Below are 26,652 nucleotides of genomic sequence, written 5' to 3' on the forward strand. Positions count from 1 at the left end.
TATCCCTCATACAACTCTGAACGGTAACTAAGCACTTTGATGCTGTATTCACAAGGTAAGATGATGGTTAATGGGATAAAAATCATAGCTTAAACTCAAGGAATATCACCATGATTATGCTAGGTATTGATGTCAGTAAAACCAAAATAGATTGTTGCATTTTCCCTCAAGGTTTGACTGGAAAAAGAAAAAATAAAATATTTACTAATACAGAAAGTGGCTTTGGCAGTCTGCTCAAATGGCTCATCACTCTTAAAATTGAACCTGATCAAGTGACAGCAATCATGGAAGCGACTTCGGTTTATCATGAGAATTTGGGATATTATCTATATGATGCAGGTGTAAAGGTTTGTGTGGCTAATCCTTCACGAGTAAGAGCCTTTGCCAAAGGCATGTCCATGCTAAATAAAACGGATAAAGCTGATAGTGAAGCTCTTTCACGTTATGGTTACACCGCAAAGTTAATCATATGGCAGCCTGAACCTGAAAATGTCAGATTATTAAAAGCTTTACTAGGCAGACGAGATGTCTATCTAGGTAGTCTATTGCAGGAAAAGAATCGACTTGAAAAGGCACAGTCCACTCATACCTCTGTTGTTGTGATTAAATTACTTGAAAAAAATATTGAGTATTTAAATCAGCAACTTGAACATATTGATAAGTTAATAAATGATCACATAGATCAAGATCCAACATTGAAACAGGATTTGAAATTACTGCAAACTATTCCTTCAATCGGTGAACGATCAGGCTTATTACTGTTGGGGTTATTTCATTCGCACAAGTTTGAAAAAGCAAGTCAAGCTGCTGCATATGTAGGTTTGGTTCCAGTACATCAGTTGTCTGGCAGTTCAGTCAACAAGCAAAGTCACTTATCAAAAGCAGGTGACAGTAAAATACGCTCAGTATTGTATATGTCAGCATTAACAGCGATTAAATATAATCCACACATTGAAGCTTTATATCAACGATTATTAAGCCAGGGTAAAAATAAAATGTGTGCTTTAGGTGCTGCAATGCGCAAGCTTATACATCTGTGTTATGGCGTTTTAAAACATCAGACTGCCTATCAAAGAGATTATTTATTGGTCGAATAATCTCAAAACCTGATTGACTACCAAGACGGTATCTCATCTTTCAAAGGCAAAGAGGGCTATTTTGTTCCAGCAACAGCGATACATGCACTATAAATCTGCTGACAACCTAATTTTTCTAGTGCTTGGTTGAGTGCATGAATTGAACTTCCTGTTGTCACTACATCATCAATAATCAATACTTTTTTATATTTTCGTTTTTCAGCAGGGATGATTTGAAATTGGTTTTCAATATTTTCCAGTCGTTCGATTCGACTTAACCCTTTTTGTGAATGTTGTGCTGCACGAATCACAGGTTGCCAGACAGGGACTTTGAGTTCTCTTGCCATAATTTTGGCAATGAGCAGCATTTGGTTATAGCCACGATCTTTTAAGCGTTCTGTAGAAATTGGCATGGGCACGATGGCTTGGACTTTTGGAAGTCTTAAATTTAAAAGACTGTGAGCAAGTAAGTTTTGATATTGCAGTTGTTGTTCGTATTTATAGGTTTGAATAATGCGATTGATTGGAAAATCATAGTGATGTGCGCAAAGGATATTTTGTTCATGGCGTATAGTATGTTGTTTAAACCAAGGCAGTTGTTCCCAACAATCATTGCAGAGTGAATGCTGTTGTTGGCGGTCGATACCACAAAGCAGGCAAGGGGAAATGCTTTGTACGCCTTTGTAGAGTAGTTGGTTGATAAATTGGAGCATATTTTTGTTCTTTTTTATTTTTGAATATTGATTCTAATACCATTCAATCAAAGTTGGGTAATATAAATTTAAGGTTTGCACTGCCTTAATTTACAGTGAAAAGTTTAAATGAATTTGTGTAGGCAATTCTTTACTTTTGACTGGACAAAAGTAAAAAAACCTCTTTGTTGGGCAAAGGGCACGTCCATGATGCCCTTGCCCAACGGCGACATCCATGTCGCCTAACGCGATAGCAAATTCCTTTGTGATTTTTTCTTTTATTTTGTAAAGAGGTATTTAAACATACGCATATCTAGGTGCTTCAGGTAACCATCTTTTCAGTAATGCTTCTGCATTTTCAGGATAATCTTTTAACACTTGGCTTGCGACATAATGTGCTTGATTGAGCAAATGATCATCTCTTTCAAGTTTGGCGACGCGAAAGCCCATATCTCCTGTTTGTTTGGTGCCGAGTAATTCACCTGGTCCACGTATTTCCAAATCTTTTTCGGCAATGATAAAACCATCATTGGTTTCACGCATGATGCGTAAACGCTCCTGCCCATTTTGCGACAGCGGATTTTTATACAGTAGGGCACAGAAACTTGCTGTTGCGCCACGACCCACACGCCCACGTAATTGGTGTAGTTGTGAAAGTCCTAAACGTTCAGCATTTTCAATGACCATAATCGAAGCATTCGGTACGTCTACACCGACTTCAATCACTGTGGTTGCAATGAGTAACTGTAATTCATTGTCCTTAAATTGTTGCATCACAGATTGCTTTTCATCGGCTTTCATTTTGCCATGTACAAGTCCGATATTGAGTTCAGGAAAACGCTCTTTAATTTCCGTATACGTGGCTTCTGCCGCTTGCGCATCTAAAGTTTCAGACTGTTCAACGAGGGTACAGACCCAATAGGCTTGTTTGCCCTCAGCACAGTTTTTGGCAATGCGTTGTAAGACTTCTTCACGTCTGTCGAGTGGTATAGTCACCGTTTGAATTGGAGTACGTCCGGGTGGAAGTTCATCAATCACTGAGGTATCTAAGTCGCCATAAGCAGACATTGCCAAAGTTCGTGGGATCGGTGTTGCGGTCATCACCAATTGATGTGGCGTGGTGTTGTCCTGACCTTTGTTGCGCAGGGCTAAACGCTGATCGACCCCAAAACGATGTTGTTCATCGATGATGACTAAACCGAGTTTGGCAAATTCGACATTGTCCTGAAACAACGCATGTGTACCGACGATAACATTCGCCGTACCATCTTTGATAGTTTGTTCTGCTGCTGTACGTGCTTTACCTTTTTGCTTGCCTGAAAGCCATGACACATTTAAACCCAGTGGCTCAAACCATTTCTTAAAATTTAGATAATGCTGTTCGGCTAAAATTTCAGTTGGTGCCATCAAGGCAACTTGCCAACCTTCTTCCAGAGCATGACAGGCGGCAACACCTGCAACTAAGGTTTTTCCTGCGCCGACATCACCTTGAACAAGGCGTAACATCGGTTTGTTTTGTTTTAAATCTTTGGCAATTTCATTCGACACACGCTTTTGTGCACCTGTCATTTCAAAAGGCAAACTTGCCAAAAGTTGTTTGGCAAAAGTTTTACTTGGTGAAAATGATGGTGCTGAAATTTGCTGAATATAAGCACGACGAGTCAATAAACTGATTTGGTGTGCCACCAATTCTTCAAAAATCAGCCGTTGCTGTGCAGGGTGTGAACCTTGTGACAGTTGCAACATATTGGCATCGACAGGAGGATGGTGAATATATTCAAGCGCTTGTTTCATAGCGTAGCCATTGGTAAATTTCTCAGGCAATAGCTCAGGTAAATCATCGGCATGATGGTTCAGTGCTTGTTTGACATAGTCACGCAGTTTAGGTTGCGTCAAGCCTTCGGTCGCAGGGTAAATTGCCGTGAGTTCAGTTTGTGGTAAAGGCGTATGTTCGGTGATGAGCTGTATTTCAGGATGATATAACTCTAAACCACGTGCGCCGACTCGAACTTCACCAAAGATTCTTAAACGGTTGCCTGCTTTGGCACGATCCATCAAGGCTTTATAAATATGATAAAAACGTAAGGTGACTTTGCCGAAATCATCCTGTAGCAAAATCGCCATCGACTTACGCTTTCCGGGTGGCATATCAATCGATTTGACCACGCCTTCCATGAGGTAGCTACGCCCAACCTGTAATTGGTTCATGGGAATGATCGTGCTACGATCTTCATAGTCACGTGGCAAATGAAACAGCAGATCGTCTGTTGTGAAAATATTCAGTTTTTCAAGTAAAGCAGCGGCGGCATTGCCAACCCCTTGCAATTGATGGACGGCAGCCATGTCCCCTCAACTTAGGTTCTAGTGATCTTGATGGATCAGTTTTGAAAATAGGTGGTTTGATGCATATTCTATTTATCGGTTATGGTAAAACATCACAGCGTGTTGCTAAACAATTATTTCAACAAGATCACCAAATTACCACAGTCAGCCGTAGCGCGAAAGAGGATGATTTTGCTGAACATTTGATTCAAGACATTCATCAGCTCGATTTATCGCAAATCAAACCTGTCGATGCGGTTTATGTGTTACTTGCACCATCTCGAAATAGCACTTTAAGTTCTGTGGAAGCTTACACGCACACTTATGTGGATTCTGTAAAACCCATTGTAAATGCTTTAAAAGATCATCCTGTAAAGAAAATTATCGTGGTGTCATCTACACGTGTGTATGGTGAGAATAATGGTGAAATCATCAATGATGATTCGCCAACGATCCCTAGTGATGAACAAGGTCATTTGCTGTTAAAAATGGAAGCTTTATGGCAACAGGCTTATCCAAATGAATGTGTAATTGTACGTCCGACAGGGATTTATGGGATTTCATCTGAAAGAATGGTGAAAATTGCTCAAATAACAAAAACTTATCCGAATATTCATTGGTCAAATCGGATTCATATTGATGATCTTGCCAATTTCTTAGCGCGTTTGCTTCACGTGGAACATCCTGAAAAATCATATATTTGTACCGATAATCATCCTCAGCCTTTGCATGAGAAAATTTTAAAGATTCAACGTGAGATGGGGTTGCCTGAGTTGGTTTTGGAGAGTGATAGGGAAACGGGGAAGAGGATTTTTGCGGGGAGATTAGATTAATCAGGATTTAAGTTTGAGCATTAAACTTGTTATAGTGATATTTCATAATGATTAGATTCAAGTGTTTATAAGAAAATGAAAGATATTCTTTATATTGATAACTTTATAGAAGACCCACAAAAATTATTCGAGGTTTTAAGTCATAAAATTGTATGGGATAGTCGCATGACCGCGCGTAAAACGGCAAGTTTCGGTAAGGCTTATAATTATTCTCAAATGTCTTATCCTGAAGTGACTTTTTTAGAGGAGTTAAAACCGTTAATTGTTCAGATTGAAAATGTACTGGGTTTTGAGCCGAATAATTGTTTGATTAATTTTTATGAAAATGGTCAGGCACGTATGGGATGGCACTCTGATCAAACAGATATTCTGTACCCTGAAACAGGTGTTGCGATCGTGTCTTTAGGTAGTGAGCGGATTCTGAAATTTAGAAAAATAGGTAATCCTGAAATCACGAAAGAGTATTTGTTGGCTTCGGGGAGTTTGCTTTATATGACTCAAAGTGTGCAGAAAGAATGGCAACATGCTATTCCAAAACATGAAACAGATCAGGCGAGAATGAGTTTGACCTTTAGGAAGATTTTGTAAAATATGTGATATCAAAATTATAAAGACAAAATCCTATTCTTAATCGGAATTAACCAATCCTGTAATTCTTCATTCGTATCAAACTCATTGCCTGTAACAAGATTAATATCCTCAATGTACTCAGTCGAATTTTCTATAACTTCAATAATTTGCTTTTTAATCGTAAAGATATCAATGGCCCAAGTTGGGGCTTTAACAGCCTTGTGTAATTCATATATTCCATAATCTTCTATATGGCAATAAAGATGAAAAATGGATTTAATCGGTTCTGATAGTTTTTTAAAGATAATCAGCCATTTACTGAAAGATTTGGAAACTTTCTTTGTAAAAAAAAATTATGATATACCATATTGTTTTTTGAGTTATTTAAAAATCATCTTTCTTTAATAAAGACATAAATGACTCAAAATCATTAGCAATAGTCACTGCTAACATTTTATATTCTTCATCTATATCTTTCGTGAATTCATCATGTGATAGAAATACGATTTTAGGATTATTAGAATTTAAATTAGGATTGTAATCAAACGCAATGTAATCACCATTGGCGCATTGAGCAAATACAATCATATTTTTATACATACACTCATCGGGTTGATTTAATTCTATCGCATCGTAGCTTTTTATAGAATTTTGATATCGTAAGCGATCTTCATCATCCCAAATTTCAAAATCTTCATAACCGAAACCATAAAAGTAGATACTGCCTCCTGCTATGCTATTATTATTTTCATCAAAAATTTCAAAAAAATTGTCGGATGGTCTAAGTGCATTATGTTTTCTTAAAAGTTCTATATAAGATTTTGGAAATTTAAATCCTAATTTTTCAGCATAATTTTCAATAATTTTTTGATCAACTTCACCATAATCTGTAAATATATTAATTTCCATATAAAATTCTCAATTCAAGTTTCTGATCATAAAAACAATATTTCTAAACTTTACTTTTAAACCCCCTCCTCTGAAGAGGAGAGGGAACGCAAAAAAATTACTTCTTCTTCCGTTTCAAACGCTTCTTCGCTTGTTGTGCAGCTAAAGCATCCAACGCTTCTTTTAACTCATCATCGGTAAACGATGTAATGTGTTGAAGCATTTGCAAAGTTACATCATCCAACACCAAGTTGGCATATTGTGCAACATTACGGAATTGCGCATCAAATACAATCGCATTGTCTTCATTGGTCTTGATATAACCTTGCTCAGTTAAGACTTTCACAAAGCTTTGGAATAAGGCTTTATCAAAGAATTCTGGCGAATTGAACTCATACAACACAGACAAACGCTGACCAACAAGATGACTCAGCTCTTCAACCTGACGAATTGAAATATTGCCAGAACCACGTTGCGTGATCAAAGCCAGAGTCATGTAATAACGCTCAAGACTTTGACGTACAGGTGCAGCCAATACTGCAAGCTGATTATGATCTTCCGAGTTTGGCACAGGGCAGTAGATAAAATCTTCATCATCGACAAAAATCAAATTCGCTTCGGCTAGCGCATTTACATACTCTTCTACTTGCGCTTTGATTTCACTGTCTTTCCATTTCAAGAATAATTCAGCTTTTAAGAATGGATAAAGCGTACGAATCACATTGAGTAAATCAGCCTTACTGATTTTCCCATTATGCTCAACCAATGCAGCAATAAGTGAAGGTAAAACAAAGGCGTGTAAAATATTATTACGGAAATAAGTCAGTAAAACAGCCTGATTGTCTTCAATCGCAATAATATCGCCAAGTACGTGTTGAACACGTTTAATTAATTTCAGTTTTAGACCATAAGCAATAATTTCTTTGCCTGAAAGAGGGGTAACTTGAGTACGACCGTCATACGGAATTGCAGTCAGCAAATTGCGATACGTATCGAGCTGTTTAACACAAATACCTTCATCAAGCGTGTGTTTCGGTGTCGCTAATAAAATCAGGGACAATAACGAAACAGGATTGATCACCACGGCACGGTTGATATTTTCCAGAATAGCATTGGCAGAACTATTGACCGCATTGGAAATTTCTTGCGGAATCGGATCGTCATTGTGTTCAATTTTGATCTGATCTGCGCCGTGTTGTTTCAGTAAATCATCCAAGAAAACAGGTTCACCGAAATTGACATGTACACGTCCAAAGATACGCTCAATCTTTTTCAGGGTTTGAATAATACCCCAGATTGATTCAGATTCTTTAGCCTTACCATTCATTTCGCCGACGTAGGTCGCACCTTCCATCAAACGCTCATAACCGATATAGGTTGGAATAAAGACAATCGGTTTGGCTTTTTCACGTAAATGGCCATGTACTGTCATGGCTAACATCCCTGTTTTCGGTGGCAATAAACGACCAGTACGTGAGCGACCACCTTCGATGAAGTATTCTAATGGGGTATTGCGTGATAAAATATTAAATAAATATTCTTTGAATACAGATGTATAAAGCGCATTCCCACGGAATGAACGACGAATAAAGAATGCACCGCCACCACGTAAAATTTGCCCAACAAATGGCATATTGAGGTTATCACCTGCGGCAATATATGGCACCATCAAGCCACGTTTATAGATCACATAAGACAGCAGTAAGTAATCGATATGACTACGATGGCATGGGGTGTAAATGACTTCATAGTCTTTAACCAACTCTCGTACTGTACTGAAGTTATGAACTTCTACACCGTCATATAACTGCGTCCATAGACGTGTTAAAGCTCTTTCTGCAAAACGAACCGTTGATGCAGAATAGTCAGATGCAATTTCATTGACAAAACCAACCGCTTTGCGCTCTGCTTCAATCATACTAATCTTTGAGCGGATACTTTCTTTACGAATGGCATCCTGTACATCGGGTGATTTGATTAAAGATTGCATCACGTTACGGCGATCTGATAAGTCGGGACCAAGTACCACTTCACGCTGACGGTCTAAATAATCATTCAGTTGATTGACAATATAAGTAACAGGAGAAACATTTGGATGCTGTTCTTTTGCATAGTTCACTAAGCTACGTAAAGATTTTGCTTCATGGAATTCAATAAAGGATTGACGACCATGCACGCCTATATTCACCAACTGCTTCACTTTACTTGGTGTTGCCCATGTATCTGTAAATAGAAGTTTAAATAATGAATCTTCTTTATCAGGTGAACGTCCCCATAACACAGTCACAGGAATCAGTTCAACATTCACGTCAGGATGTTGTTCAATAAAGTCAATTAAACGTACAAGACGAGGTGGAAAAGCATGGCTGTGCTGTCCTAAAAACTGTACATCATCATTATTTTGTAAAAATATAACAGCGGCTTTTTCTTTTTGACTTTCAAGTTGAATCGGGTCGAGTGCAGGTTGTAAATTTAAACGGCGTGTTTCCGCATCTACAACTAACGCATTACTACGTGAATAATTTTGTAAAACGTAACACACAACTTTTGTGGGAGGTGTTACAGCAAGCTCTTGGTTATTTTCATGGGCTAAGAGGGGAGTCTCTGGGGTAGGAACCTCTCCAAGAACATGTGGTGTGACCACAAGGTCAAGTAGCTTACTGGAAAGCCGACGATACATTTGACCAAAACCATTCTTGGACATATTTACTCCTAGCACCTAGACATATTGTATTGGGTCAAAACCCATTAAATATTAAAAAATTGCCATTAAACAATATGTCATTTTCTAATAAATCATGACGATCGTATGCAATTTTATCGTTAAAAATCGTATTTTTAAGAATTATAACAAAAAAATAAGTGACGACATTGTTTATGAAACTTTAGTAAATCACTCTGAAATTATGGCAGAATAACCACCATTATCTAAAGTTTCAGGCCAATGTGGAATTTTACTTCACTATAGCCCAAATAAGAATAGGTTTTATATGAATGCTTTAACCCAAGATCTCGTAGATTTACTTACACTGGAAAAGCTTGAAGAACATATTTTTCGTGGGCAAAGTCGTAACCTTGTGGGTAAGCGTGTCTTTGGTGGTCAAGTGCTGGGTCAGGCATTGCGTGCAGCATCTTATACCGCAGACCGTCCTGCACATTCGATGCATGCCTATTTTCTTTATGGGGGCGATATTAATGCCCCGATTATTTATGAAGTTGATAAACTGCGTGATGGTAAAAGCTTTTTAAGTCGCCAAGTGCGTGCTATACAGCATGGACGTACCATTTTTTCAGCGATGGTGTCCTTTGCTACCCCTGAAGAAGGTTTGAACTATCAAGTTGCTGAACCTGATTATCCAGCGCCTAATGAGTTGAAATCGGAACAAGAATTAAAAGAAAATTTAATCAGTTTTATTCCTGAAAATATTCGTGCAGCATTTATGCGCCCACGTCAGGTAGAAATTAAACCGATTAATATCGGTAATCCATTTCAGCCACAACCTGAAGCGCCATTAAATGCATTTTATATGAAAACCTATGAAAAGCTGCCACAACAACTTGCAGATGATGTGGCTTTAAACCAGTCAATTGTAGCATTTTACTCAGATTATTCCTTTATGGTGACAGCATTACGTCCACACGGAATGACGTATTTAAGTCCAAGTATTCAGATTGCCAGTATTGATCATGCAATTTATTTCCATAAACCAGTCAAAGCTGATGAATGGATGTTATATGACATGGATGCAACGGTGACTGCAAGTTCTCGTGGTTTGAATCATGGACGTATGTGGCAAAATGGTGAATTGGTCTGTAGCACAGTGCAAGAAGGCTTGATGCGTATGCGTGAAATCGAGCAACGTTAAGTTTTTTATTTTATTTATAAAAATATATAAAGAGCCATCAATTTTTGATGGCTTTTGTGTTTTTAGTGCAACACTTGTCACAAAAAATGCTCGATTGTTCATGCTTTCAATGGCATAGTTCTGCTAATTCAAGAAAAATAGTCAGTGAAGATGAGCTTAAATACGCAAATATTAATTGCTGCAATATTAGGAGTCGCATTTGGATTTCTACTCAACCAATTTCCTGAAACCCAATTTTTTGACACCAGTATTTATGCATTAGGGATAGCCAGTAGTATTTTTATTGGTTTACTCAAAATGCTGCTCGTGCCACTTATTTTTAGCTCGATTGTGGTGGGGGTATCCAACTTACAGGCGGGTGGGCAACTCAGTCGTACATGGAAAATCACTTTAGCATGTTGTGTAACGACAACAACTTTAGCGCTGATTTTAGGTCTCACCTGTGCCCATTTATTTGATGTGGGTAAAGGGGTAGACATTGCGTTATTTCAAGATGCAATGAATCGTCATCAAACACCAGATACCCTAACCCCAAGCTCATTTTTTACCAATTTTATTCAAAATACTTTAATTAATCCCTTTAAAGCATTTGCAGAGGGCAACGTTCTTGCAGTTGTTGTTTTTGCACTGTTTTTAGGGGCGGCATTGGTGAAAGGTGGAGAGAAATTTAACAGCATTCGTGCCTTAAGCTTGCAATTCTTTGAAGTGATGATGCTGCTTGTGAGTTGGGTAATGAAGCTCGCACCAATCGGTATTTTTGCATTATTGGTGAAGCTGATTTCTACTGAAGATCTTTCAATTTTGAGCCGTTTAGCAGAATTTGCTGCGGTGGTAACAGGAACAACCATTTTTCATGGGGCAGTGGTCTTACCTTTACTGCTGTGGATATTTGGCAAAATGAATCCAATCACCTTTTTTAAAGGTACACGTGCTGCATTAATTACTGCATTTGCGACCAGTTCAAGTTCAGCAACAATGCCACTGTCGATGAAGTGTGCACAGGAAAATTTAGGTGTGAGACCTCAGACAGCAGGTTTTGTGATTCCATTGGGTACACAATTAAATATGGATGGTACGGCACTATATGAGGCTGCAGCCGCCTTATTTATTGCAAATTTGATGGGATTAGATCTGAGTATCGGACAACAAGTGATTGTTTGTTTGACAGCAATGATTGCATCTTTAGGAGCACCGGGGATTCCAAGTGCTGGCATGGTCACGATGATTATGGTATTGCAATCAGTAGGCTTACCCGCTGAAGCAATTGCAATTTTACTCCCAATTGATCGCTTGTTGGACACAGTGAGAACTGTGGTGAATGTACAAGGCGATATGATGATCAGTGTGGTGGTAGATCGCCATACTCGGGAAATGTAATCCTATGATTAGAGCTTATGAGGGTTGATACATTGTATAAAGATGGTCTTCCTCTTGATTGATTCGTTGTGCTAATACTTGACCAATGGTTTCATATTCAGTGCGAAACTCTTCAATATTATCATCACAAATAGCGGTTGTTTGCCATTTTTTAATAAACTTAATAAAGGCATGGGAAATACCGTTCATTTCTTTACGATAAAATTTGATGGTTTCGAGCTGTTCAGGATTTTGAATAAATTTTTGCTCAAGATAACAATAAAAACTGACATTTTCCTGCATGATATGACGATTAAACTCAGTTTTGAGCGTATCTAGATTTTGCTGAATTGCGTCATATTTTTGCGATAAAATATAGTATGAAATTTGACCATATAAGTTGATCAAGGCTTGATGATCATGTTTAAGTGCAGGAATAAGTTGTTCTGAATATGAAATTGCAGAGGTTGATTGATTGATGTTAGATGTGTGTTCAGCCTGTAGTTGTTGACTTGAGGCTTTGAATATTCCAAAGAGTTTTTGGAAAAATAAAATAATGCTATTCATCACGAATTTCTCATTTATTGTGATATTTGTTGTAATTTAACATTATAAATACATTAAATCGAGCAATAAAAAAAGATCTGCATACTTTGTGCATACAGATCTTATGTTTGAACTCAATTGTGATTTTGTGTTGTTTAGGCAACTTTAGGGAGTGCGCGCTTAGCAGCAGGAGACTGATCTAAATATGCAATTGCATCTTCAGTTTTCGCTTCATGTACAGGGTCATACCAAGGCATCAAATAACCAAGTTGTTGTGAAACCAACCAAAGAGGATGAGGCATAATACGATTATCTTTTTGTGCAATATTTGCCCATTCACGCCAAATCCATGGTTTATATACCGCAGGTTTTTTATCGGCAAAACGAGGGTCTTGTCCCATAATATGTGCTGCACCATCTACCCATAACCCTAGTACTGCGGCAATGACAATCACACTTTGGTAATAACGAGAAATATAACCACCACCTAAATGACGGTATAAATCAAATGCGACAGTACGGTGTTCAATTTCTTCAGCACCATGCCATTTCACTAGGTCAAGCATATTGGGATCTGCACCAAGATCGCCCCACTTTTTATTGTAAAGTGCGTATTTACCAAGAACACAGGTCATGTGTTCTACAGTCGCGACAACGCCTAAACGGAATAGATCCCATTGATGATCAAGAGCCTCAGGAATTTTTAAACCTAAAGGCTGATCTGCTAATAACTTACCAAATAGAAAGTCCATCACATCTAGGTTGCGTTGAATATCAATATTCCGCACAGTTAAATATTCTTTATTTGCGGATGTATGTGCTTGAGCATGCATGGCTTCTTGGCGAATAAAAGCACGAACATCTTCTGCTAATTTTTCGTCAGTGACTTTAGGTAATACACGGTTATAAAGGCGGCAGAACCAAAATTCACCCGCAGGCAAAATATTGTTAATTTCATTAATAAAATAGCTTGCAAAAGGCTGATTTGGGATCCAATCAATAGGGGTTTCCTGCCATTCAAACTTCACCTTTCGTGGTTTGATATGATACTGAATAGACGATCCAATCTTACTGTTTTTTAATTTCGATAATAATTTCATTACAGTGTCCTAATTTTTTTAATCTGTTACTACACATTTTATATTTAGTATAAAAAAATGTCCTAAATAGTTATTAGCAATTTAGGACATTCAAATATCAATAGGTGATGTATTTGGTCAGACAATTACAAAATTATTTGATCTGGTCTACATTATTCACTAAGTTTTCATCAAATTTTGATAAGTCAGTCTCTTCTATCTCATCATCAGAGAACTCTGGAATGCTGTCTAAGTCAAAACCTGTTGGGTTGTCTAACGTGAAATTTAAACGACCACCCATGATGCTTGCTAATTCTTCTAAGCCCTCTTTATTTAAAGATGAAAACAATTGAATAGAAAAATTTAATTTCATTTTTTTCAATTCTTGTTTCACTTCTAAAAGTGCTTTATTGGCAGGTCCACGATTGAGTTTGTCAGATTTGGTGAGTAATACATGGACAAATAGCTGACGAGAGTATGCCCATTCCAACATCATGACATCAAAATGTTGTAAAGGATGGCGAATATCCATCAGTAAAATTAAGCCTTGTAAACTTTTGCGATGAATCAGGTAATTTTCCAATTCTTTCTGCCAAACAATTTTCATTGCTTCGGGAACGGCTGCATAACCATAACCTGGTAAGTCGACCAAGCGTTGATCTGGATTGCCCAAACTAAAAAAGTTGATCATTTGGGTACGACCAGGTTTTTTTGACGCACGTGCGAGTTGTTTTTGGTTGGTGATGGCGTTAATTGCGCTAGATTTCCCCGCATTTGAACGACCTGCAAATGCAACCTCATACCCCGTGTCTTCTACACATAGGTCGAGTTTGGGTGCACTCATTAAAAACTCAGCTTTGCGTAGCCAATTGAGTGCTGTACTCGCATATTCAGAAATAGCTGAATCGACTTTTTTTTCGTAGCTAATTTTCTGCCGAGGCGCATTTGCTGTTTTACTGTTTTTCGACTTTCCACTGCTGCGATGCATAATTCAACTTCAAACTAAAAATTATGCCTAGTATAAATGATCAAGCTGCATCTGACGAATTTCTTGCTATAAATTCAAAAATAACAAGCATCATCCGAGTTGAATCAATGCAATAAGTGAATTTTGCGATGGCGCTGTACCATTAGAACGATGTAACACATCTGCAACCGTATATTGATCTAATACTTGATAAAACTGCTCAACAGCTTGATCTAAGATACCTTTTAATCCGCAATTACGACGTAAAACGCAGGGCGGAGTATTGCATTCTACGATTGGGACTTGACCTTGTAAAATGCGAACCATCTCGCCTAATTTTAAACTGTGAACACTAGGATTTAAGCGAATGCCCCCGCCTTTACCTCGCGTGGTGATGAGCCAATCTTTTTTTGCCATAAAATGTACAATTTTAACCAAATGATTTTCTGAAACTTGTAAGTCTTTGGCAATTTCAGCAATGGTATAGGGCATATCTTTAGGTCTTGCTGTATATAAGACGAGGCGAAGTGCGTAATCGGTAAATTTATTTAACTGCATAACGCTTTCAGTTGGTGAGTTTAAGACTATGTTAACGTGAAACTTGTTGAAAGCAAAAAAATTGAAAATAAATCTGACTGAATGAATGATGAAAAGAAATCAAAATAGAATATTGAAAAATGATTGGGTAAGAGTATAAATTTTTAAATCAATCAAATAGGTCAAACATCGTTTGACCTATTTAAGTACACAGAAGTTTAGCTTAGCCTTTTAATGGCGCAGTGACTTCTAAGCTGTCACCAACTTTGTAACTTTCTAATAGAATATTTGCAACAGAATATTCAGTTGCTGTCTCTACAGGTTTAACTTCAATTTGATATTCAGTATTGTTTTGTGCTGTTGCAAAAGTAAACTGTTGAGGTTGTTGAATGTTGTGATTTGGCACTTGTACTTTTACTGAAATGTACTGACTCGCTTCAGCAGCAGGGAGGCTTTGACCATCTTTTGCTTTTAGTGTGAATTTCTTACCTGTCTCCGTATTTTCTAGTGCAGTAATTTCAAACTCACGCCAACCTTTCCAGCCGCCTTCTTGTGTTGCTAAGCCATCGTATTTCGCTTTTTCGACATTAATTAAAATATCTGCAAGTTGTAAGTATGCTTCTTTCCACGCAGCAATTAATTCTGATTCAAATGGGACATCTAAAACTTCACTGATTGAATGTAAAAGATTTTCACCCACAATTGCATATTGATCTGCTTGAATATTTAGACTGACATGTTTCGTGGTGATGTGTTCAATGGCTTTAGCTAAAACACTTGGGTTTTCAATATGTTCTGCATAAGCTAAAACTGCAGCAGCGAGTGCACGAGGTTGGCGACCGCTACTTTGATGATCCATGTTAAAGACATTTTTTAGATCAGGATTATTATTCAACATGCGGTTATAAAAATATTGCGTTAAGGCAACGCCATTTTCACGTAGTACAGGCACTGTAGATTTAACAAGTTCGATATGTTGAGGGGTCATGGGAGGCCTTTTTTTATTTGCGTTTATAAGATGTATTTAAAATACATTTTTAAGGGGGAAATAGCAAGCTTTCTTGAAATAAAAACCATAAAGTAAATAAGGAATAGTTAAATACTCCTTATTTAATCAGTAATTATAAAAATAAGAGAAGGGATTATTTCCCGCCAAATAATGAGCCAAGCAGACCACGCACAATTTTTTGACCTGTTGTCCCCCCTAGGCTGCGTGCTGCACTTTTGGCGAATGTACCGAGTACATCCTGAGTCATTTTAGCTCTTGCCGCTGCTGCTTTGGCTTCTTCTTTTTCCTGCTGTTGCTGTGCTTTGGCTTGTTGTTTTTCTATAATCTGCTGTTGTTTTTCCTGTTCTGCAGCGGCTTTGATAGCAGCTTGTTGCTGAGTACTTTCAGCGACTTTACGTTGTAGTATTTCATAGGCACTATCACGGTCCACTTCAGCCTCATATACGCCGGCAACGATACTTTGTGTCATGAGTGCTTTACGTTCATCTAAGGTGATTGGACTAAATGATGAGTAAGGCGGCATGACCATGCCACGTTCCACAACTTGAGGTGTGCCTTGCTCATCTAAACAACTAATTAAAGCCTCGCCTACAGCAAGTTCGGTGATCGCTTCATCGACTTTAAACTCAGGATTTGCGCGGAAGGTATCTGCTGCGGTTTTGACTGCTTTTTGATCTTTTGGTGTGAATGCACGAAGCGCATGTTGTACACGATTACCTAATTGTCCAAGTACATCTTCTGGAATGTCTAATGGGCTTTGGGTGATAAAATAAATCCCGACACCTTTAGAACGAATTAAGCGTACCACTTGTTGAATTTTTTCTTGTAATGCAGGGCTTGTATTGTTGAATAATAAATGCGCTTCATCGAAGAAAAATACCAATTTGGGCTTATCCATATCACCGACTTCAGGTAGTTTTTCAAACAACTCAGATAACATCCAAAGTAAGAATGTTGCATAGAGTTTTGGGATATTGATTAATTTATCCGCAGCCAATAAATTGATATAACCTTGTCCATTGGAATCTGTTTGGATGAAATCCATAATGTCTAAGCTTGGTTCACCAAAGAAGCGATCACCGCCCTGATCACCAAGTGCTAACAAATTTCGTTGAATTGCACCAAGACTGGCAGGAGAGAGGTTGCCGTATTCAGTTTTTAGCGCAGCTGCATTTTCACTGACATAGCTGAGGATGGCTTTGAGGTCTTTAAAGTCGATCAGAAGTAAACCTTGATCATCAGCAATACGAAATACAGCCGAGAGCACACCTTCTTGCGTTTCATTTAAATTCAATATTTGTGCAAGAAGTAAAGGGCCAATTTCAGAAACTGTGGTACGAATCGGATGTCCTTGTTCACCAAAGAGATCCCAAAAAATTGTAGGAGATGCAGCAAAAGGAATACTTTCAATGCTTAAGCTTTGAATACGTTCATCAAATTTAGGATTGCTTGATCCTGCTTTAGCAATACTCGACACATCACCTTTGGCATCAGCTAAAAATACGGGTACACCAATACGAGAAAAGCTTTCAGCTAAGACTTTTAAGGTGATGGTTTTACCTGTACCTGTTGCTCCCGCAATCAAGCCATGTCGGTTAGCAAATTGTGAATGTAATACGATGTCTTGTGAAGTATCTGAAGTTTTTTTTGCGATGACGATTGGTGTACCCATTGTTATTCCTATAGCTTTAATTTGAGTTTGAGTATTTTGTTGAATTCAATTTTTATCTCATTGTTGTTATACAAAATGCCATGAATTAAAGGTGTAGTAAAACTGTTTTTATTATGAATGAGTGGCTAATGAAAAGTTCCTTCTCTTGCGCCATGTGTGGCTCAGAGAAGGTTAGGATGAGGGGTGTGATAAATTAACCTAGAAGTGCCTTCAATCCATTTTCAATATCCTCAATCAAATCATCCGCATCTTCCAAGCCAATACAGAAACGTACCAACAAACCCTTTTGCAAATGTGAATGTTCCAAATGGCGCATATCATTTAAGTTATATAACATCACTAAACTCACAGGACCGCCCCAACTAAAGCCGAGTTTGAATAACTTTAAATGGTCACAGAATTTACGAATAGCAGTCATGTCATATTCAGCTTTAAAAATGACACTGACTAAACCCGCACTTTGCTCATTTTGGCAAGTTTCTTTCCAAAAAGCATGGCTGATATTATCAGGGTCAGCAGGATGAAGCACTTGTGCAAAAGCATCTTGTGTTTTTAACCATTGTAAAATTTTTATAGCACTTTGAGATTGTTTTTCATAACGAAGTTGCATAGATGCTAGGCTACGTTGGACTTGTGCAGCATCATCACCTGAAATCGCAATGCCTTGAATCGCATGTGCGCGAAACAGCTTGTGATGTAAAGCTTGATCACGCGTGACCACAGAGCCCATGAGAATATCACCACCACCGCTTGGATATTTAGTCAAGGCATGTACAGTCATATCTACAGTTAAATGCTCCTGACTGAAATCAAAGGCATTAAAGGCTAAACCTGCGCCCCACGTATTATCAAGTGCTGTGAGTATATTGTTGGCTTTGGCTTTTTTTACCAAATTGATCAGGTTGGGAAACTCTAAAGTGACTGATCCAGCTGCTTCTAACCAAAGCAGTTTGGCTTTCTCTGTGGGTTGAAAACTATTAATATCAATTGCGTTATACACTTTAACGATAATGCCATAACGTGATTCTAAATTGCGCAAATGTTCCATATTAGGACCATAAATATTGTCTGCAACCCAGACCTCATCTCCTGTTGCTAGAAAACAAGCATTGACTAAATTAATTGCAGATAGACCACTTGGGCATAATAGACAATATTCACCACCTTCGATTTGGGCAATATTATCGCCTAGTGTGAACGTGCTAGGTGTACCGTGCGTACCATAACTATAGTCATACGGATCAGTCCAATGCCGATCAAACAATGCTGTTGTATCATTAAAAATAATGGTAGATGCACGATAGATTGGGGGTTGAATCGTGTTGATCCATTGAGGTGCTTTACGTTCAGCATGAACCAAAGCAGTTTGCGGATGAAGTTTCACAACAAGGCTCTAGATACCAATAAAAGATGATTAAAGAGAAACACAGAAAGCATGTAGCGCAAAGTTTTAAAATGTGAATATTTATAAATTAAAAAGGATTTGGCTTCATTTTTGCTTAATTAAAATCATGATCAAAGACATTATGACAAAAATGGTGCTCAGATGAAAAAATTAAAAGTACATTATTTTAGACATATTGCAGGCGAAGATTTTGGCGCATGTTATGACTATTTAAAATCCCTAAATGCACACATTACAGCAACTGAATTTTATGCCTTACCTAAGGATTTCGCATTAGATATAGAGGCTCTGCCTCAAGTCGATGATGTGGATCTGCTGATCATTATGGGTGGTGAAATGAGTGTGAATGATGAAGCGAATTATCCTTGGTTAAAAATTGAAAAGCGTTGGATACGCCGATATTTGGCAACAGAGAAACCTGCAATTGGTTTGTGTTTAGGTGGGCAGCTGATCGCCAATGCTTTAGGTGCAAATGTCTATCGTAATCCAATGCAAGAGCTGGGTTGGACAACCGTATATAAAAGTACGGCCACACCTGAGTTTTGTTTTCAATTGCCTGAGAAAATGCGAGTCATGCAATGGCACAGTGAAACCTTTGATATTCCTAAAGGTGCTGTACGTTTGGCTGAAAACGAAATTTGTAGAAATCAGCTGTATCAGATTGGGAAAAATGTATTGGGTTTCCAGTTCCATCCTGAAATTACCCCACAAAGTTTAGGGCTCTTTATTGAACATGAAGAAGATCAGCAAGTCTTTCAAGGGCATTATGTGCAGCCATTAGAGAGTTTAAAAATATCGCCAAAAGATGATTTTATGGCAGGTCATCAAATCTTAAATCAGGCGATTGATTATGTCTTAAGACATTAAAAAGTCTGCTTGAGATTTAAGCAGATTGATTTTGATGAACTATTTAAAAACAATTAAAAAATGCTAAATATATTTGCTTAAGCGTTAAACAATCGTTATAATGGGCGACCCTTTAATACGAAGGGTTGGGTAACGAAGAAAGTTACCCAGATCGTTACAGTCGTGGCATCGATCACGACCTTAGTGATTTTCACTGCTCTTGACACTTGCCTTTTTAGTGGGGTGAGATGCGTCAGGAGTGATTCTTTATATATTTGGCTTGGAGTTAACTGGTATGTCTAACCAGAGAATTCGTATCCGTCTTAAGTCTTTTGATCATCGTTTAATTGATCAATCTTCTCAAGAAATCGTAGAAACAGCAAAACGTACTGGTGCGCAAGTTTGTGGTCCAATTCCAATGCCTACACGCATTGAACGTTTTAACGTTTTAACATCACCACACGTAAATAAAGATGCGCGTGACCAATATGAGATCCGCACTTATAAACGTTTGATCGATATCGTTCAGCCTACAGATAAAACTGTAGATGCGTTGATGAAATTGGATCTTGCAGCTGGTGTTGATGTTCAGATCGCATTGGGTTAAGGCTTTCGGTTAATTAACGCTCTAAGTTAATTAAGCCGCTTTTTTAGAGGTTTATGCACATGGCTATTGGTTTAGTCGGTCGCAAGTGCGGTATGACACGTATCTTTACAGATGCTGGTGTTTCTGTACCTGTAACAGTGATTGAGGTTGATCCTAACCGTATCACTCAAATCAAAACGCTTGAAACTGATGGTTATCAAGCGATTCAAATCACTACTGGTGAACGTCGCGAATCTCGCGTAACTAATGCTCAGAAAGGTCACTTTGCGAAAGCAGGTGTTGCAGCTGGTCGTTTAGTTCAAGAATTCCGTGCTACAGAAGCTGATCTTGAAGGTCGTGAAGTTGGTGGAACTATCGGTGTAGACTTGTTCACAGTAGGTCAAGTTGTTGACGTAACTGGTCAATCTAAAGGTAAAGGTTTCCAAGGTGGTGTTAAGCGTTGGAACTTCCGTACGCAAGATGCTACACATGGTAACTCTGTATCTCACCGTGTAATCGGTTCTACAGGTCAAAACCAGACTCCTGGTCGCGTATTCAAAGGCAAAAAAATGCCTGGTCACCTAGGTGATGTACGTGTAACTACACAGGGTCTTGAAATCGTTGCTATCGACGTTGAACGTTCAGTTCTTGTTGTTAAAGGCGCGGTTCCTGGTGCTACTGGTGGCGACGTAACTGTTCGTCCTACTATCAAGGCCTGAGGGGAAATAACGTGAATTTAAATACTGTTTCCGGCTCTGCTGTTGAATTGTCTGAAGTTGCGTTTGGTCGTGAATTCAATGAAGCGCTTGTACACCAAGTTGTTACAGCTTATTTAGCTGGTGGTCGTCAAGGCTCAAAAGCACAAAAATCACGTGCAGACGTTTCTGGCGGTGGTAAAAAACCATTCCGTCAAAAAGGTACTGGCCGCGCTCGTGCTGGTTCTATTCGTAGCCCAATCTGGGTTGGTGGTGGTAAAACTTTTGCTGCTCGTCCACAAGATTGGTCACAAAAAGTGAACCGTAAAATGTACCGCGGTGCAATGCAATGTATCTTAGCTGAACTTGTTCGCCAAGATCGTCTTGTATTAGTTGAAGAGTTTGCTGTTGAAGCGCCTAAAACTAAAGAATTGCTTGCAAAACTTAACGACTTGAACGCTACTCGCGCATTAATCGTTACTGAAGCTGTAGATGAAAATCTATATTTAGCTGCACGTAACCTTCCACACGTTGATGTGGTTGATGCTGCTGGGATCGATCCTGTTGGCTTGATCGCGTTCGATAAAGTTGTAATGTCTGTTGCTGCTGCTAAGAAAATTGAGGTAGAACTCGGATGAACAACGAACGTATCTATCAAGTCCTCCAAGGACCTGTATTCTCAGAAAAAGCACAAGTTTTAGGTGAGACTGCTGGTGTTCAAGTATTTAAAGTTGCACTTGATGCAAACAAACTTGAAATCAAAAAAGCAGTTGAACAATTGTTTGGTGTGGAAGTTGTTAAAGTTAACACGACTATCACTAAAGGTAAGACTAAGCGCTTTGGTCGTACATTAGGACGTCGTTCTGATGTTAAAAAAGCATACGTCACCCTGAAAGCTGGCCAAGATGTTGAAATGGCTGACTTGGGCGATACCGCTGAAAACGCAGCGGAGTAAGGACGAGAATTATGCCTATTCAAAAATGTAAGCCAACGTCTCCAGGACGTCGCTTTGTAGAGAAAGTGGTTCATAGCCATCTTCACAAAGGCGCGCCTTATGCACCGTTGGTAGAAGCTAAAAAACGTACTGGTGGTCGTAATAACAACGGTCACATTACAACTCGTCACGTTGGTGGCGGTCATAAGCAGCACTATCGTCTTGTTGACTTTAAACGTAACAAAGATGGTATTCCTGCAACTGTAGAGCGTATTGAATACGATCCTAACCGTACATCTCATATTGCACTTGTGCTTTATGCTGACGGTGAACGTCGTTATATCATTGCACCTAAAGGCCTTCGTGCTGGTGATAAAGTACAATCTGGTAACGATGCTCCAATTCGTACAGGTAACTGCTTGCCACTTCGCAACATGCCAATCGGTTCTACATTACATAACATCGAGCTTAAAATCGGTAAAGGCGCACAATTAGTACGTTCTGCTGGTACTTCTGCTCAGTTGTTAGGTCGTGACGGTTCTTACGCGATTATTCGTCTACGTTCAGGCGAAATGCGTAAAGTACACGTTGAATGTCGCGCTGTGTTAGGTGAAGTATCTAACTCAGAAAGCAACCTTCGTTCACTTGGTAAAGCAGGTGCATCACGCTGGCGTGGCGTTCGTCCTACCGTTCGTGGTATGGCGATGAACCCAGTAGACCATCCACATGGTGGTGGTGAAGGGCGTAATAAAGGTATTCAACCTGTAAGCCCATGGGGTCAAAAAGCGAAAGGGTACAAGACTCGTACCAATAAGCGTACGACTAAGATGATCATTCGCGACCGTCGCGTTAAGTAACAAGTAAAGGAATCTGACAATGCCTCGTTCTCTGAAAAAAGGCCCATTCGTCGATGCGCACTTGTTCGCTAAGGTTGAAGCGGCTGTAGCGAGTAATTCTCGTAAGCCGATCAAAACTTGGTCGCGTCGTTCGATGATCCTCCCAGATTTTGTTGGTTTAACAATTTCTGTACATAATGGTCGTAACCATGTTCCAGTGATTGTATCTGAACATATGGTTGGACATAAATTAGGTGAATTCGCGCCAACTCGTACCTATCGTGGTCACGGTGTTGACAAGAAGTCTAAACGTTAAGGTGCTATGATGGAAGTTACTGCTAAATTACGCGGTGCCGCTATCTCGGCACAAAAAACTCGTTTGGTTGCAGACCTAATCCGTGGCAAATCTGTTGCTCACGCGCTTAACATCCTTAACTTCAGCAACAAAAAAGCTGCAGTTTTGGTTAAAAAGGCATTGGAATCTGCAATTGCAAACGCTGAACATAATAACAGTTTAGATGTAGACGATCTTAAAGTAACTACGATTTACGTTGATGAAGGCATGAGCCTTAAACGTATTATGCCACGTGCTAAAGGCCGTGCAGATCGTATTACTAAGCGTACTTGTCACATCACCGTTAAGGTAGGGGTTTGATATGGGTCAGAAGGTTCATCCAATCGGTATCCGCCTAGGTGTTGTGAAACGTCATAACGCTAACTGGTATGCGAATCCGAAACAATACGCTGAATACTTGCTTAAAGATTTGCAAGTTCGTGAGTTTTTGACTAAAAAACTTAAGAATGCAATGATCAGCAATATTCTTATCGAACGTCCTACAGGCGCTGCTAAAGTAACAATTAGCACTGCTCGTCCAGGTATCGTGATCGGTAAAAAAGGCGAAGACATTGAGAAATTACAGCGTGAACTTACCAATATTATGGGTGTTCCTGCGCAAGTAAGTATCAATGAAATTGATCGTCCAGACTTAGACGCGCGTCTAGTTGCTGAAGCAATTGCTTCTCAATTAGAAAAACGTGTAATGTTCCGTCGTGCTATGAAGCGTGCGGTTCAAAACACAATGCGTGCTGGCGCTAAAGGTATCAAAGTTGAAGTTTCAGGCCGTTTAGGTGGTGCAGAGATTGCACGTACTGAATGGTATCGTGAAGGTCGTGTACCTTTGCATACGCTTCGTGCTGATATTGATTACGCAACTATGCGTGCTGAGACTACTTACGGTACGATCGGCGTTAAAGTATGGATTTTCCGTGGTGAGATCTTAGGTGGCATGAAACAAGTCATGAACCCTGCTCCTGCTGAAGAGCGTCCAGCTAAACGTGGTCGTGGTCGTGGTGAAGGTCAAGAGCGTCGTGGTCGTCGCAATGATCGTTCTGCTGAAAAAGGAGAATAATCCATGTTGCAACCTAAACGTACTAAATTCCGTAAAGTACAAAAAGGCCGTAACACTGGTCTAGCACATCGCGGTAGCACTGTATCTTTTGGTACTGTTGCGCTTAAATCTATTGAACGTGGTCAAATGACTGCGCGTCAGATTGAAGCTTGTCGTCGTACAATTAGTCGTCGTGTTAAACGTGGTGGTAAGATCTTTATCCGTGTTTTCCCAGACAAACCAATTACTGAAAAACCATTAGAAGTTCGTATGGGTAAAGGTAAAGGTTCTGTGGAATACTGGGTTTGTCAAATCAAACCAGGTAAGATCTTGTACGAAATGGATGGTGTTAGTGAAGAATTGGCTCGTGAAGCGTTTGCGCTTGCAGCGGCTAAACTTCCGTTCAAAACCACTATCGTTACTAAGACGGTGATGTAATGAAAACTAAAGATCTACGTGAAAAATCGGTAGAAGAGTTGACAGCTTTGCTTGATGAGCAACAGCTTAACCAATTCCGTCTTCGTATGGCGAAAGCAACTGGTCAATTGGGTAAATCGCATGAAGTTGCGCTTACTCGTAAAACTATTGCTCGTATCAAGACACTCCTTACCGAAAAACAGGGGAACGGACAATGAGTGAGCAAACAGTTCGCACGTTAACTGGCAAAGTCGTAAGTGACAAAATGGACAAGTCTATTGTTGTTCTTATTGAACGCCGCGTTCAACACCCGTTGTATGGCAAATCAATCCGCCGTTCAACTAAATTACACGCTCATGATGAAAACAACGTTGCTAAAGTTGGCGACCTAGTAAGCATCAAAGAAAGCCGCCCAATTTCTAAAACTAAGTCTTGGACTTTAGTTGAAGTAGTTGAAGCTGCTGCTGAGTAATTAACGTTCTGGTTGCATCATTGGTTAATTTCGAGTACTCTTTGAGCCTTTCGAAATTGCGACCGGTGATGCGACTCGGTTTTGGAGTAGGGCAATGATTCAAACCGAAAGTATGCTCGACGTAGCAGACAACAGTGGTGCTCGCCGCGTACAATGTATCAAAGTACTAGGTGGTTCACATCGTCGTTATGCTTCTGTTGGCGACATTATTAAAGTTACTGTAAAAGAAGCAATTCCACGTGGCCGTGTTAAAAAAGGTGACGTGATGAATGCTGTTGTGGTTCGTACTAAATTCGGTATTCGTCGTCCAGACGGTTCTGTGATCCGTTTTGATGACAATGCTGCAGTTATTTTGAACAACAACAAGGCTCCGATTGCCACTCGTATTTTCGGACCAGTGACTCGTGAACTTCGTACTGAACAGTTCATGAAAATCATTTCATTGGCTCCTGAAGTTCTATAATAGAGGCAATCATGGCTAAGATTAGAAAAGGCGATCAAGTAATTGTGATCGCAGGTAAAGAAAAAGGCAAACAGGGTACTGTTCTGTCTGTTTCTAATGACCGTGTTATGGTAGAAGGCCTTAACTTGGTTAAGAAGCATCAAAAGCCGAACCGTGCAACAGGTGCTGAAGGCGCTATCGTTACACAAGAAGCTTCGCTTCATATTTCAAACGTGGCAATTTTTAATGCTACAACCCAAAAGGCTGACCGTGTTGGTTACCAAGTGTCTGAAGGCGTGAAAACTCGCGTTTACAAGTCAAATGGTGAATCAGTGGCGGTAGCGAAGTAATAGGTTGAAATAGGCTATGGCCAGACTTAAAACGCGTTATAACGACGAAATCCGAGCTAAGTTGAAAGAAGAACTTGGTTTGGCGAACGTGATGGAGATTCCTCGCATCACAAAAATTACCATTAATATGGGTGTTGGTGCGGCTTCAGCTGACAAGAAATTGTTAGATGGCGCTTTAGCTGATATGCAAGCTATTGCTGGTCAAAAACCAGTATTAACTTTAGCTCGTAAATCAATCGCTGGTTTTAAAATCCGTGATGGTTGGCCGATTGGTTGTAAAGTTACTTTACGCGGCGAACAAATGTACGAATTCTTAGACCGTTTGATCTCAATTGCGATCCCTCGTATCCGTGACTTCCGTGGTTTCTCTGCGAAATCATTTGACGGTCGTGGTAACTACTCTATGGGTCTCAAGGAACAAATTATGTTCCCTGAAATCGATTTTGATAAGATCGATCGTATTCGTGGTATGGATATCACCATCACTACGACTGCTCGCACTGATGACGAAGGCCGTGCGCTTATGCGTGGTTTCGGCTTCCCATTCAAATAAGAGGTCGATATGGCTAAGAAAGGTATGATTAATCGCGAATTGAAACGCGAAAAAACAGTTGCAAAATTTGCTGCAAAACGTGCTGAATTAAAAGCAACGATTGCAAATGTAAATGCAACTGATGAAGAGCGTTTCGAAGCGATGATGAAGTTACAAGCATTACCACGTAATGCATCTCCAGTGCGTCTTCGTAACCGTTGTGGTTTAACTGGTCGTCCTCATGGTTACTTCCGTAAGTTCGGCTTAAGCCGTAACAAATTACGTGACACAGTAATGCAAGGTGATGTACCGGGCGTTGTTAAGGCAAGCTGGTAA

At 39.4% G+C, this 26,652-nt stretch carries 31 protein-coding genes and 1 pseudogene; 21 read left to right on the forward strand and 11 right to left on the reverse strand.

Annotated elements, in window-relative coordinates; translation table 11 throughout:
- Positions 1–110: 110 nt before the first annotated feature.
- Positions 111–1,097 (forward strand): IS110 family transposase, encoded by a 987-nt coding sequence (locus G0028_RS02505; protein ID WP_111885219.1) that lies wholly within the window; start codon positions 111–113, stop codon positions 1,095–1,097.
- Positions 1,098–1,153: 56 nt separating this feature from the next.
- Here the strand turns inward: G0028_RS02505 and G0028_RS02510 are convergent, their stop codons facing one another.
- Together G0028_RS02510 and recG are read right to left on the reverse strand one after the other, a co-directional pair.
- Positions 1,154–1,789, reverse strand: a complete 636-nt coding sequence (locus G0028_RS02510) for a ComF family protein (RefSeq protein WP_174493382.1) — start codon at positions 1,787–1,789, stop codon at positions 1,154–1,156.
- Between the two features lie 276 nt (positions 1,790–2,065).
- Positions 2,066–4,111 carry an ATP-dependent DNA helicase RecG gene (gene recG, locus G0028_RS02515; protein ID WP_180046737.1) on the reverse strand — a complete coding sequence of 682 codons (2,046 nt, stop codon included), beginning with the start codon at positions 4,109–4,111 and terminating at the stop codon, positions 2,066–2,068.
- A gap of 59 nt (positions 4,112–4,170) precedes the next feature.
- Here recG and G0028_RS02520 point away from each other — a divergent pair, with 59 nt between their 5' ends.
- Both G0028_RS02520 and G0028_RS02525 read left to right on the forward strand, forming a co-directional pair.
- Entirely contained in the window at positions 4,171–4,923 is a 753-nt protein-coding gene (locus G0028_RS02520; protein ID WP_130074329.1) for an NAD(P)H-binding protein, read from the forward strand.
- A 75-nt stretch (positions 4,924–4,998) separates the two neighbouring features.
- Positions 4,999–5,511, forward strand: a complete 513-nt coding sequence (locus G0028_RS02525) for an alpha-ketoglutarate-dependent dioxygenase AlkB (protein ID WP_180046739.1) — start codon at positions 4,999–5,001, stop codon at positions 5,509–5,511.
- 366 nt (positions 5,512–5,877) lie between these two features.
- Here the strand turns inward: G0028_RS02525 and G0028_RS02530 are convergent, their stop codons facing one another.
- Positions 5,878–6,402 (reverse strand): SMI1/KNR4 family protein, encoded by a 525-nt coding sequence (locus G0028_RS02530; protein WP_130074332.1) that lies wholly within the window; start codon positions 6,400–6,402, stop codon positions 5,878–5,880.
- A 97-nt stretch (positions 6,403–6,499) separates the two neighbouring features.
- The gene (plsB, locus tag G0028_RS02535) at positions 6,500–9,085 is read right to left on the reverse strand and encodes a glycerol-3-phosphate 1-O-acyltransferase PlsB (RefSeq protein ID WP_130074333.1); all 2,586 of its coding nucleotides are present in this window, start codon (positions 9,083–9,085) and stop codon (positions 6,500–6,502) included.
- A gap of 286 nt (positions 9,086–9,371) precedes the next feature.
- Here plsB and G0028_RS02540 point away from each other — a divergent pair, with 286 nt between their 5' ends.
- Together G0028_RS02540 and G0028_RS02545 are read left to right on the forward strand one after the other, a co-directional pair.
- Complete coding sequence (locus G0028_RS02540; protein ID WP_130074334.1) at positions 9,372–10,247, forward strand: acyl-CoA thioesterase; 876 nt, start codon at positions 9,372–9,374, stop codon at positions 10,245–10,247.
- Positions 10,248–10,397: 150 nt separating this feature from the next.
- Positions 10,398–11,624, forward strand: a complete 1,227-nt coding sequence (locus tag G0028_RS02545) for a dicarboxylate/amino acid:cation symporter (RefSeq protein ID WP_180046741.1) — start codon at positions 10,398–10,400, stop codon at positions 11,622–11,624.
- 15 nt (positions 11,625–11,639) lie between these two features.
- On the opposite strand, the gene G0028_RS02550 is transcribed toward G0028_RS02545, so the two are convergent.
- From G0028_RS02550 to G0028_RS02580, 7 genes are all read right to left on the reverse strand, one after another.
- Positions 11,640–12,170: a hemerythrin domain-containing protein gene (locus G0028_RS02550; protein ID WP_130074336.1), complete on the reverse strand. Its 531-nt coding sequence runs from the start codon at positions 12,168–12,170 to the stop codon at positions 11,640–11,642.
- Positions 12,171–12,304: 134 nt separating this feature from the next.
- Positions 12,305–13,249: a metal-dependent hydrolase gene (locus G0028_RS02555; RefSeq protein WP_180046743.1), complete on the reverse strand. Its 945-nt coding sequence runs from the start codon at positions 13,247–13,249 to the stop codon at positions 12,305–12,307.
- A 133-nt stretch (positions 13,250–13,382) separates the two neighbouring features.
- The gene (yihA, locus tag G0028_RS02560) at positions 13,383–14,216 is read right to left on the reverse strand and encodes a ribosome biogenesis GTP-binding protein YihA/YsxC (RefSeq protein WP_180046745.1); all 834 of its coding nucleotides are present in this window, start codon (positions 14,214–14,216) and stop codon (positions 13,383–13,385) included.
- A gap of 90 nt (positions 14,217–14,306) precedes the next feature.
- On the reverse strand, positions 14,307–14,753 hold the full coding sequence (locus G0028_RS02565; RefSeq protein ID WP_180046747.1) for an RrF2 family transcriptional regulator: 447 nt from the start codon (positions 14,751–14,753) through the stop codon (positions 14,307–14,309).
- A 202-nt stretch (positions 14,754–14,955) separates the two neighbouring features.
- Positions 14,956–15,720, reverse strand: coding sequence for a globin domain-containing protein (locus G0028_RS02570; protein WP_130074340.1), 765 nt, complete (start codon positions 15,718–15,720; stop codon positions 14,956–14,958).
- A gap of 154 nt (positions 15,721–15,874) precedes the next feature.
- On the reverse strand, positions 15,875–17,413 hold the full coding sequence (locus tag G0028_RS02575; protein ID WP_180046749.1) for a helicase HerA-like domain-containing protein: 1,539 nt from the start codon (positions 17,411–17,413) through the stop codon (positions 15,875–15,877).
- 193 nt (positions 17,414–17,606) lie between these two features.
- The gene (locus G0028_RS02580) at positions 17,607–18,797 is read right to left on the reverse strand and encodes a PLP-dependent transferase (protein ID WP_180046751.1); all 1,191 of its coding nucleotides are present in this window, start codon (positions 18,795–18,797) and stop codon (positions 17,607–17,609) included.
- A gap of 162 nt (positions 18,798–18,959) precedes the next feature.
- Here G0028_RS02580 and G0028_RS02585 point away from each other — a divergent pair, with 162 nt between their 5' ends.
- From G0028_RS02585 to rpsN, 16 genes and pseudogenes are all read left to right on the forward strand, one after another.
- Positions 18,960–19,685, forward strand: coding sequence for a type 1 glutamine amidotransferase (locus G0028_RS02585; RefSeq protein ID WP_180046753.1), 726 nt, complete (start codon positions 18,960–18,962; stop codon positions 19,683–19,685).
- A 274-nt stretch (positions 19,686–19,959) separates the two neighbouring features.
- Positions 19,960–20,271 (forward strand): 30S ribosomal protein S10, encoded by a 312-nt coding sequence (rpsJ, locus tag G0028_RS02590; protein WP_004725677.1) that lies wholly within the window; start codon positions 19,960–19,962, stop codon positions 20,269–20,271.
- Positions 20,272–20,330: 59 nt separating this feature from the next.
- Complete coding sequence (gene rplC / locus G0028_RS02595; protein ID WP_130074344.1) at positions 20,331–20,969, forward strand: 50S ribosomal protein L3; 639 nt, start codon at positions 20,331–20,333, stop codon at positions 20,967–20,969.
- 11 nt (positions 20,970–20,980) lie between these two features.
- Positions 20,981–21,583 carry a 50S ribosomal protein L4 gene (gene rplD, locus G0028_RS02600; RefSeq protein WP_130074345.1) on the forward strand — a complete coding sequence of 201 codons (603 nt, stop codon included), beginning with the start codon at positions 20,981–20,983 and terminating at the stop codon, positions 21,581–21,583.
- The gene (gene rplW / locus G0028_RS02605; RefSeq protein WP_130074346.1) at positions 21,580–21,900 is read left to right on the forward strand and encodes a 50S ribosomal protein L23; all 321 of its coding nucleotides are present in this window, start codon (positions 21,580–21,582) and stop codon (positions 21,898–21,900) included. Before rplD ends, rplW begins: the two co-directional genes overlap by 4 nt.
- A gap of 11 nt (positions 21,901–21,911) precedes the next feature.
- Positions 21,912–22,736 carry a 50S ribosomal protein L2 gene (rplB, locus tag G0028_RS02610; RefSeq protein WP_107007577.1) on the forward strand — a complete coding sequence of 275 codons (825 nt, stop codon included), beginning with the start codon at positions 21,912–21,914 and terminating at the stop codon, positions 22,734–22,736.
- A gap of 19 nt (positions 22,737–22,755) precedes the next feature.
- On the forward strand, positions 22,756–23,031 hold the full coding sequence (gene rpsS / locus G0028_RS02615; protein ID WP_004869548.1) for a 30S ribosomal protein S19: 276 nt from the start codon (positions 22,756–22,758) through the stop codon (positions 23,029–23,031).
- A gap of 9 nt (positions 23,032–23,040) precedes the next feature.
- Positions 23,041–23,370 carry a 50S ribosomal protein L22 gene (gene rplV, locus G0028_RS02620; RefSeq protein WP_065994096.1) on the forward strand — a complete coding sequence of 110 codons (330 nt, stop codon included), beginning with the start codon at positions 23,041–23,043 and terminating at the stop codon, positions 23,368–23,370.
- A gap of 1 nt (position 23,371) precedes the next feature.
- A pseudogene (gene rpsC / locus G0028_RS02625) lies at positions 23,372–24,188 on the forward strand (30S ribosomal protein S3).
- Positions 24,128–24,541, forward strand: coding sequence for a 50S ribosomal protein L16 (gene rplP / locus G0028_RS02630; RefSeq protein ID WP_130074347.1), 414 nt, complete (start codon positions 24,128–24,130; stop codon positions 24,539–24,541). The pseudogene rpsC and the gene rplP overlap by 61 nt, the downstream one beginning before the upstream one ends.
- On the forward strand, positions 24,541–24,738 hold the full coding sequence (gene rpmC, locus G0028_RS02635; protein WP_004650482.1) for a 50S ribosomal protein L29: 198 nt from the start codon (positions 24,541–24,543) through the stop codon (positions 24,736–24,738). The genes rplP and rpmC overlap by 1 nt, the downstream gene beginning before the upstream one ends.
- Positions 24,735–24,992, forward strand: a complete 258-nt coding sequence (rpsQ, locus tag G0028_RS02640) for a 30S ribosomal protein S17 (RefSeq protein WP_086178145.1) — start codon at positions 24,735–24,737, stop codon at positions 24,990–24,992. The genes rpmC and rpsQ overlap by 4 nt, the downstream gene beginning before the upstream one ends.
- 94 nt (positions 24,993–25,086) lie before the next feature.
- A complete protein-coding gene (gene rplN / locus G0028_RS02645; RefSeq protein ID WP_004725701.1) occupies positions 25,087–25,455 on the forward strand; it encodes a 50S ribosomal protein L14 in 369 nt (122 codons plus the stop codon).
- An 11-nt stretch (positions 25,456–25,466) separates the two neighbouring features.
- The gene (gene rplX, locus G0028_RS02650; protein ID WP_130074348.1) at positions 25,467–25,784 is read left to right on the forward strand and encodes a 50S ribosomal protein L24; all 318 of its coding nucleotides are present in this window, start codon (positions 25,467–25,469) and stop codon (positions 25,782–25,784) included.
- 16 nt (positions 25,785–25,800) lie between these two features.
- The gene (rplE, locus tag G0028_RS02655; RefSeq protein WP_130074349.1) at positions 25,801–26,337 is read left to right on the forward strand and encodes a 50S ribosomal protein L5; all 537 of its coding nucleotides are present in this window, start codon (positions 25,801–25,803) and stop codon (positions 26,335–26,337) included.
- Positions 26,338–26,346: 9 nt separating this feature from the next.
- Complete coding sequence (gene rpsN, locus G0028_RS02660; protein WP_130074350.1) at positions 26,347–26,652, forward strand: 30S ribosomal protein S14; 306 nt, start codon at positions 26,347–26,349, stop codon at positions 26,650–26,652.

Source organism: Acinetobacter piscicola (assembly GCF_015218165.1).
GTDB classification, from domain to species: Bacteria; Pseudomonadota; Gammaproteobacteria; order Pseudomonadales; family Moraxellaceae; genus Acinetobacter; species Acinetobacter piscicola_A.

Bases quoted from the DNA above. Each gene is read 5' to 3' on its own strand.
- rplN (WP_004725701.1), top strand. From the start codon at position 25,087: ATGATTCAAACCGAAAGTATGCTCGACGTAGCAGACAACAGTGGTGCT.
- rpsQ (WP_086178145.1), top strand. From the start codon at position 24,735: ATGAGTGAGCAAACAGTTCGCACGTTAACTGGCAAAGTCGTAAGTGAC.
- rpsN (WP_130074350.1), top strand. From the start codon at position 26,347: ATGGCTAAGAAAGGTATGATTAATCGCGAATTGAAACGCGAAAAAACA.
- G0028_RS02540 (WP_130074334.1), top strand. From the start codon at position 9,372: ATGAATGCTTTAACCCAAGATCTCGTAGATTTACTTACACTGGAAAAG.
- G0028_RS02545 (WP_180046741.1), top strand. From the start codon at position 10,398: ATGAGCTTAAATACGCAAATATTAATTGCTGCAATATTAGGAGTCGCA.
- yihA (WP_180046745.1), bottom strand. From the start codon at position 14,216: ATGCATCGCAGCAGTGGAAAGTCGAAAAACAGTAAAACAGCAAATGCG.
- rplP (WP_130074347.1), top strand. From the start codon at position 24,128: ATGTTGCAACCTAAACGTACTAAATTCCGTAAAGTACAAAAAGGCCGT.
- rplB (WP_107007577.1), top strand. From the start codon at position 21,912: ATGCCTATTCAAAAATGTAAGCCAACGTCTCCAGGACGTCGCTTTGTA.
- G0028_RS02570 (WP_130074340.1), bottom strand. From the start codon at position 15,720: ATGACCCCTCAACATATCGAACTTGTTAAATCTACAGTGCCTGTACTA.
- G0028_RS02505 (WP_111885219.1), top strand. From the start codon at position 111: ATGATTATGCTAGGTATTGATGTCAGTAAAACCAAAATAGATTGTTGC.
- G0028_RS02525 (WP_180046739.1), top strand. From the start codon at position 4,999: ATGAAAGATATTCTTTATATTGATAACTTTATAGAAGACCCACAAAAA.
- rplX (WP_130074348.1), top strand. From the start codon at position 25,467: ATGGCTAAGATTAGAAAAGGCGATCAAGTAATTGTGATCGCAGGTAAA.
- rpsJ (WP_004725677.1), top strand. From the start codon at position 19,960: ATGTCTAACCAGAGAATTCGTATCCGTCTTAAGTCTTTTGATCATCGT.
- rplW (WP_130074346.1), top strand. From the start codon at position 21,580: ATGAACAACGAACGTATCTATCAAGTCCTCCAAGGACCTGTATTCTCA.
- rpmC (WP_004650482.1), top strand. From the start codon at position 24,541: ATGAAAACTAAAGATCTACGTGAAAAATCGGTAGAAGAGTTGACAGCT.
- recG (WP_180046737.1), bottom strand. From the start codon at position 4,111: ATGGCTGCCGTCCATCAATTGCAAGGGGTTGGCAATGCCGCCGCTGCT.
- G0028_RS02530 (WP_130074332.1), bottom strand. From the start codon at position 6,402: ATGGAAATTAATATATTTACAGATTATGGTGAAGTTGATCAAAAAATT.
- G0028_RS02575 (WP_180046749.1), bottom strand. From the start codon at position 17,413: ATGGGTACACCAATCGTCATCGCAAAAAAAACTTCAGATACTTCACAA.
- G0028_RS02565 (WP_180046747.1), bottom strand. From the start codon at position 14,753: ATGCAGTTAAATAAATTTACCGATTACGCACTTCGCCTCGTCTTATAT.
- rplC (WP_130074344.1), top strand. From the start codon at position 20,331: ATGGCTATTGGTTTAGTCGGTCGCAAGTGCGGTATGACACGTATCTTT.
- rpsS (WP_004869548.1), top strand. From the start codon at position 22,756: ATGCCTCGTTCTCTGAAAAAAGGCCCATTCGTCGATGCGCACTTGTTC.
- G0028_RS02585 (WP_180046753.1), top strand. From the start codon at position 18,960: ATGAAAAAATTAAAAGTACATTATTTTAGACATATTGCAGGCGAAGAT.
- G0028_RS02550 (WP_130074336.1), bottom strand. From the start codon at position 12,170: ATGAATAGCATTATTTTATTTTTCCAAAAACTCTTTGGAATATTCAAA.
- G0028_RS02510 (WP_174493382.1), bottom strand. From the start codon at position 1,789: ATGCTCCAATTTATCAACCAACTACTCTACAAAGGCGTACAAAGCATT.
- G0028_RS02520 (WP_130074329.1), top strand. From the start codon at position 4,171: ATGCATATTCTATTTATCGGTTATGGTAAAACATCACAGCGTGTTGCT.
- rplE (WP_130074349.1), top strand. From the start codon at position 25,801: ATGGCCAGACTTAAAACGCGTTATAACGACGAAATCCGAGCTAAGTTG.
- rplV (WP_065994096.1), top strand. From the start codon at position 23,041: ATGGAAGTTACTGCTAAATTACGCGGTGCCGCTATCTCGGCACAAAAA.
- plsB (WP_130074333.1), bottom strand. From the start codon at position 9,085: ATGTCCAAGAATGGTTTTGGTCAAATGTATCGTCGGCTTTCCAGTAAG.
- G0028_RS02555 (WP_180046743.1), bottom strand. From the start codon at position 13,249: ATGAAATTATTATCGAAATTAAAAAACAGTAAGATTGGATCGTCTATT.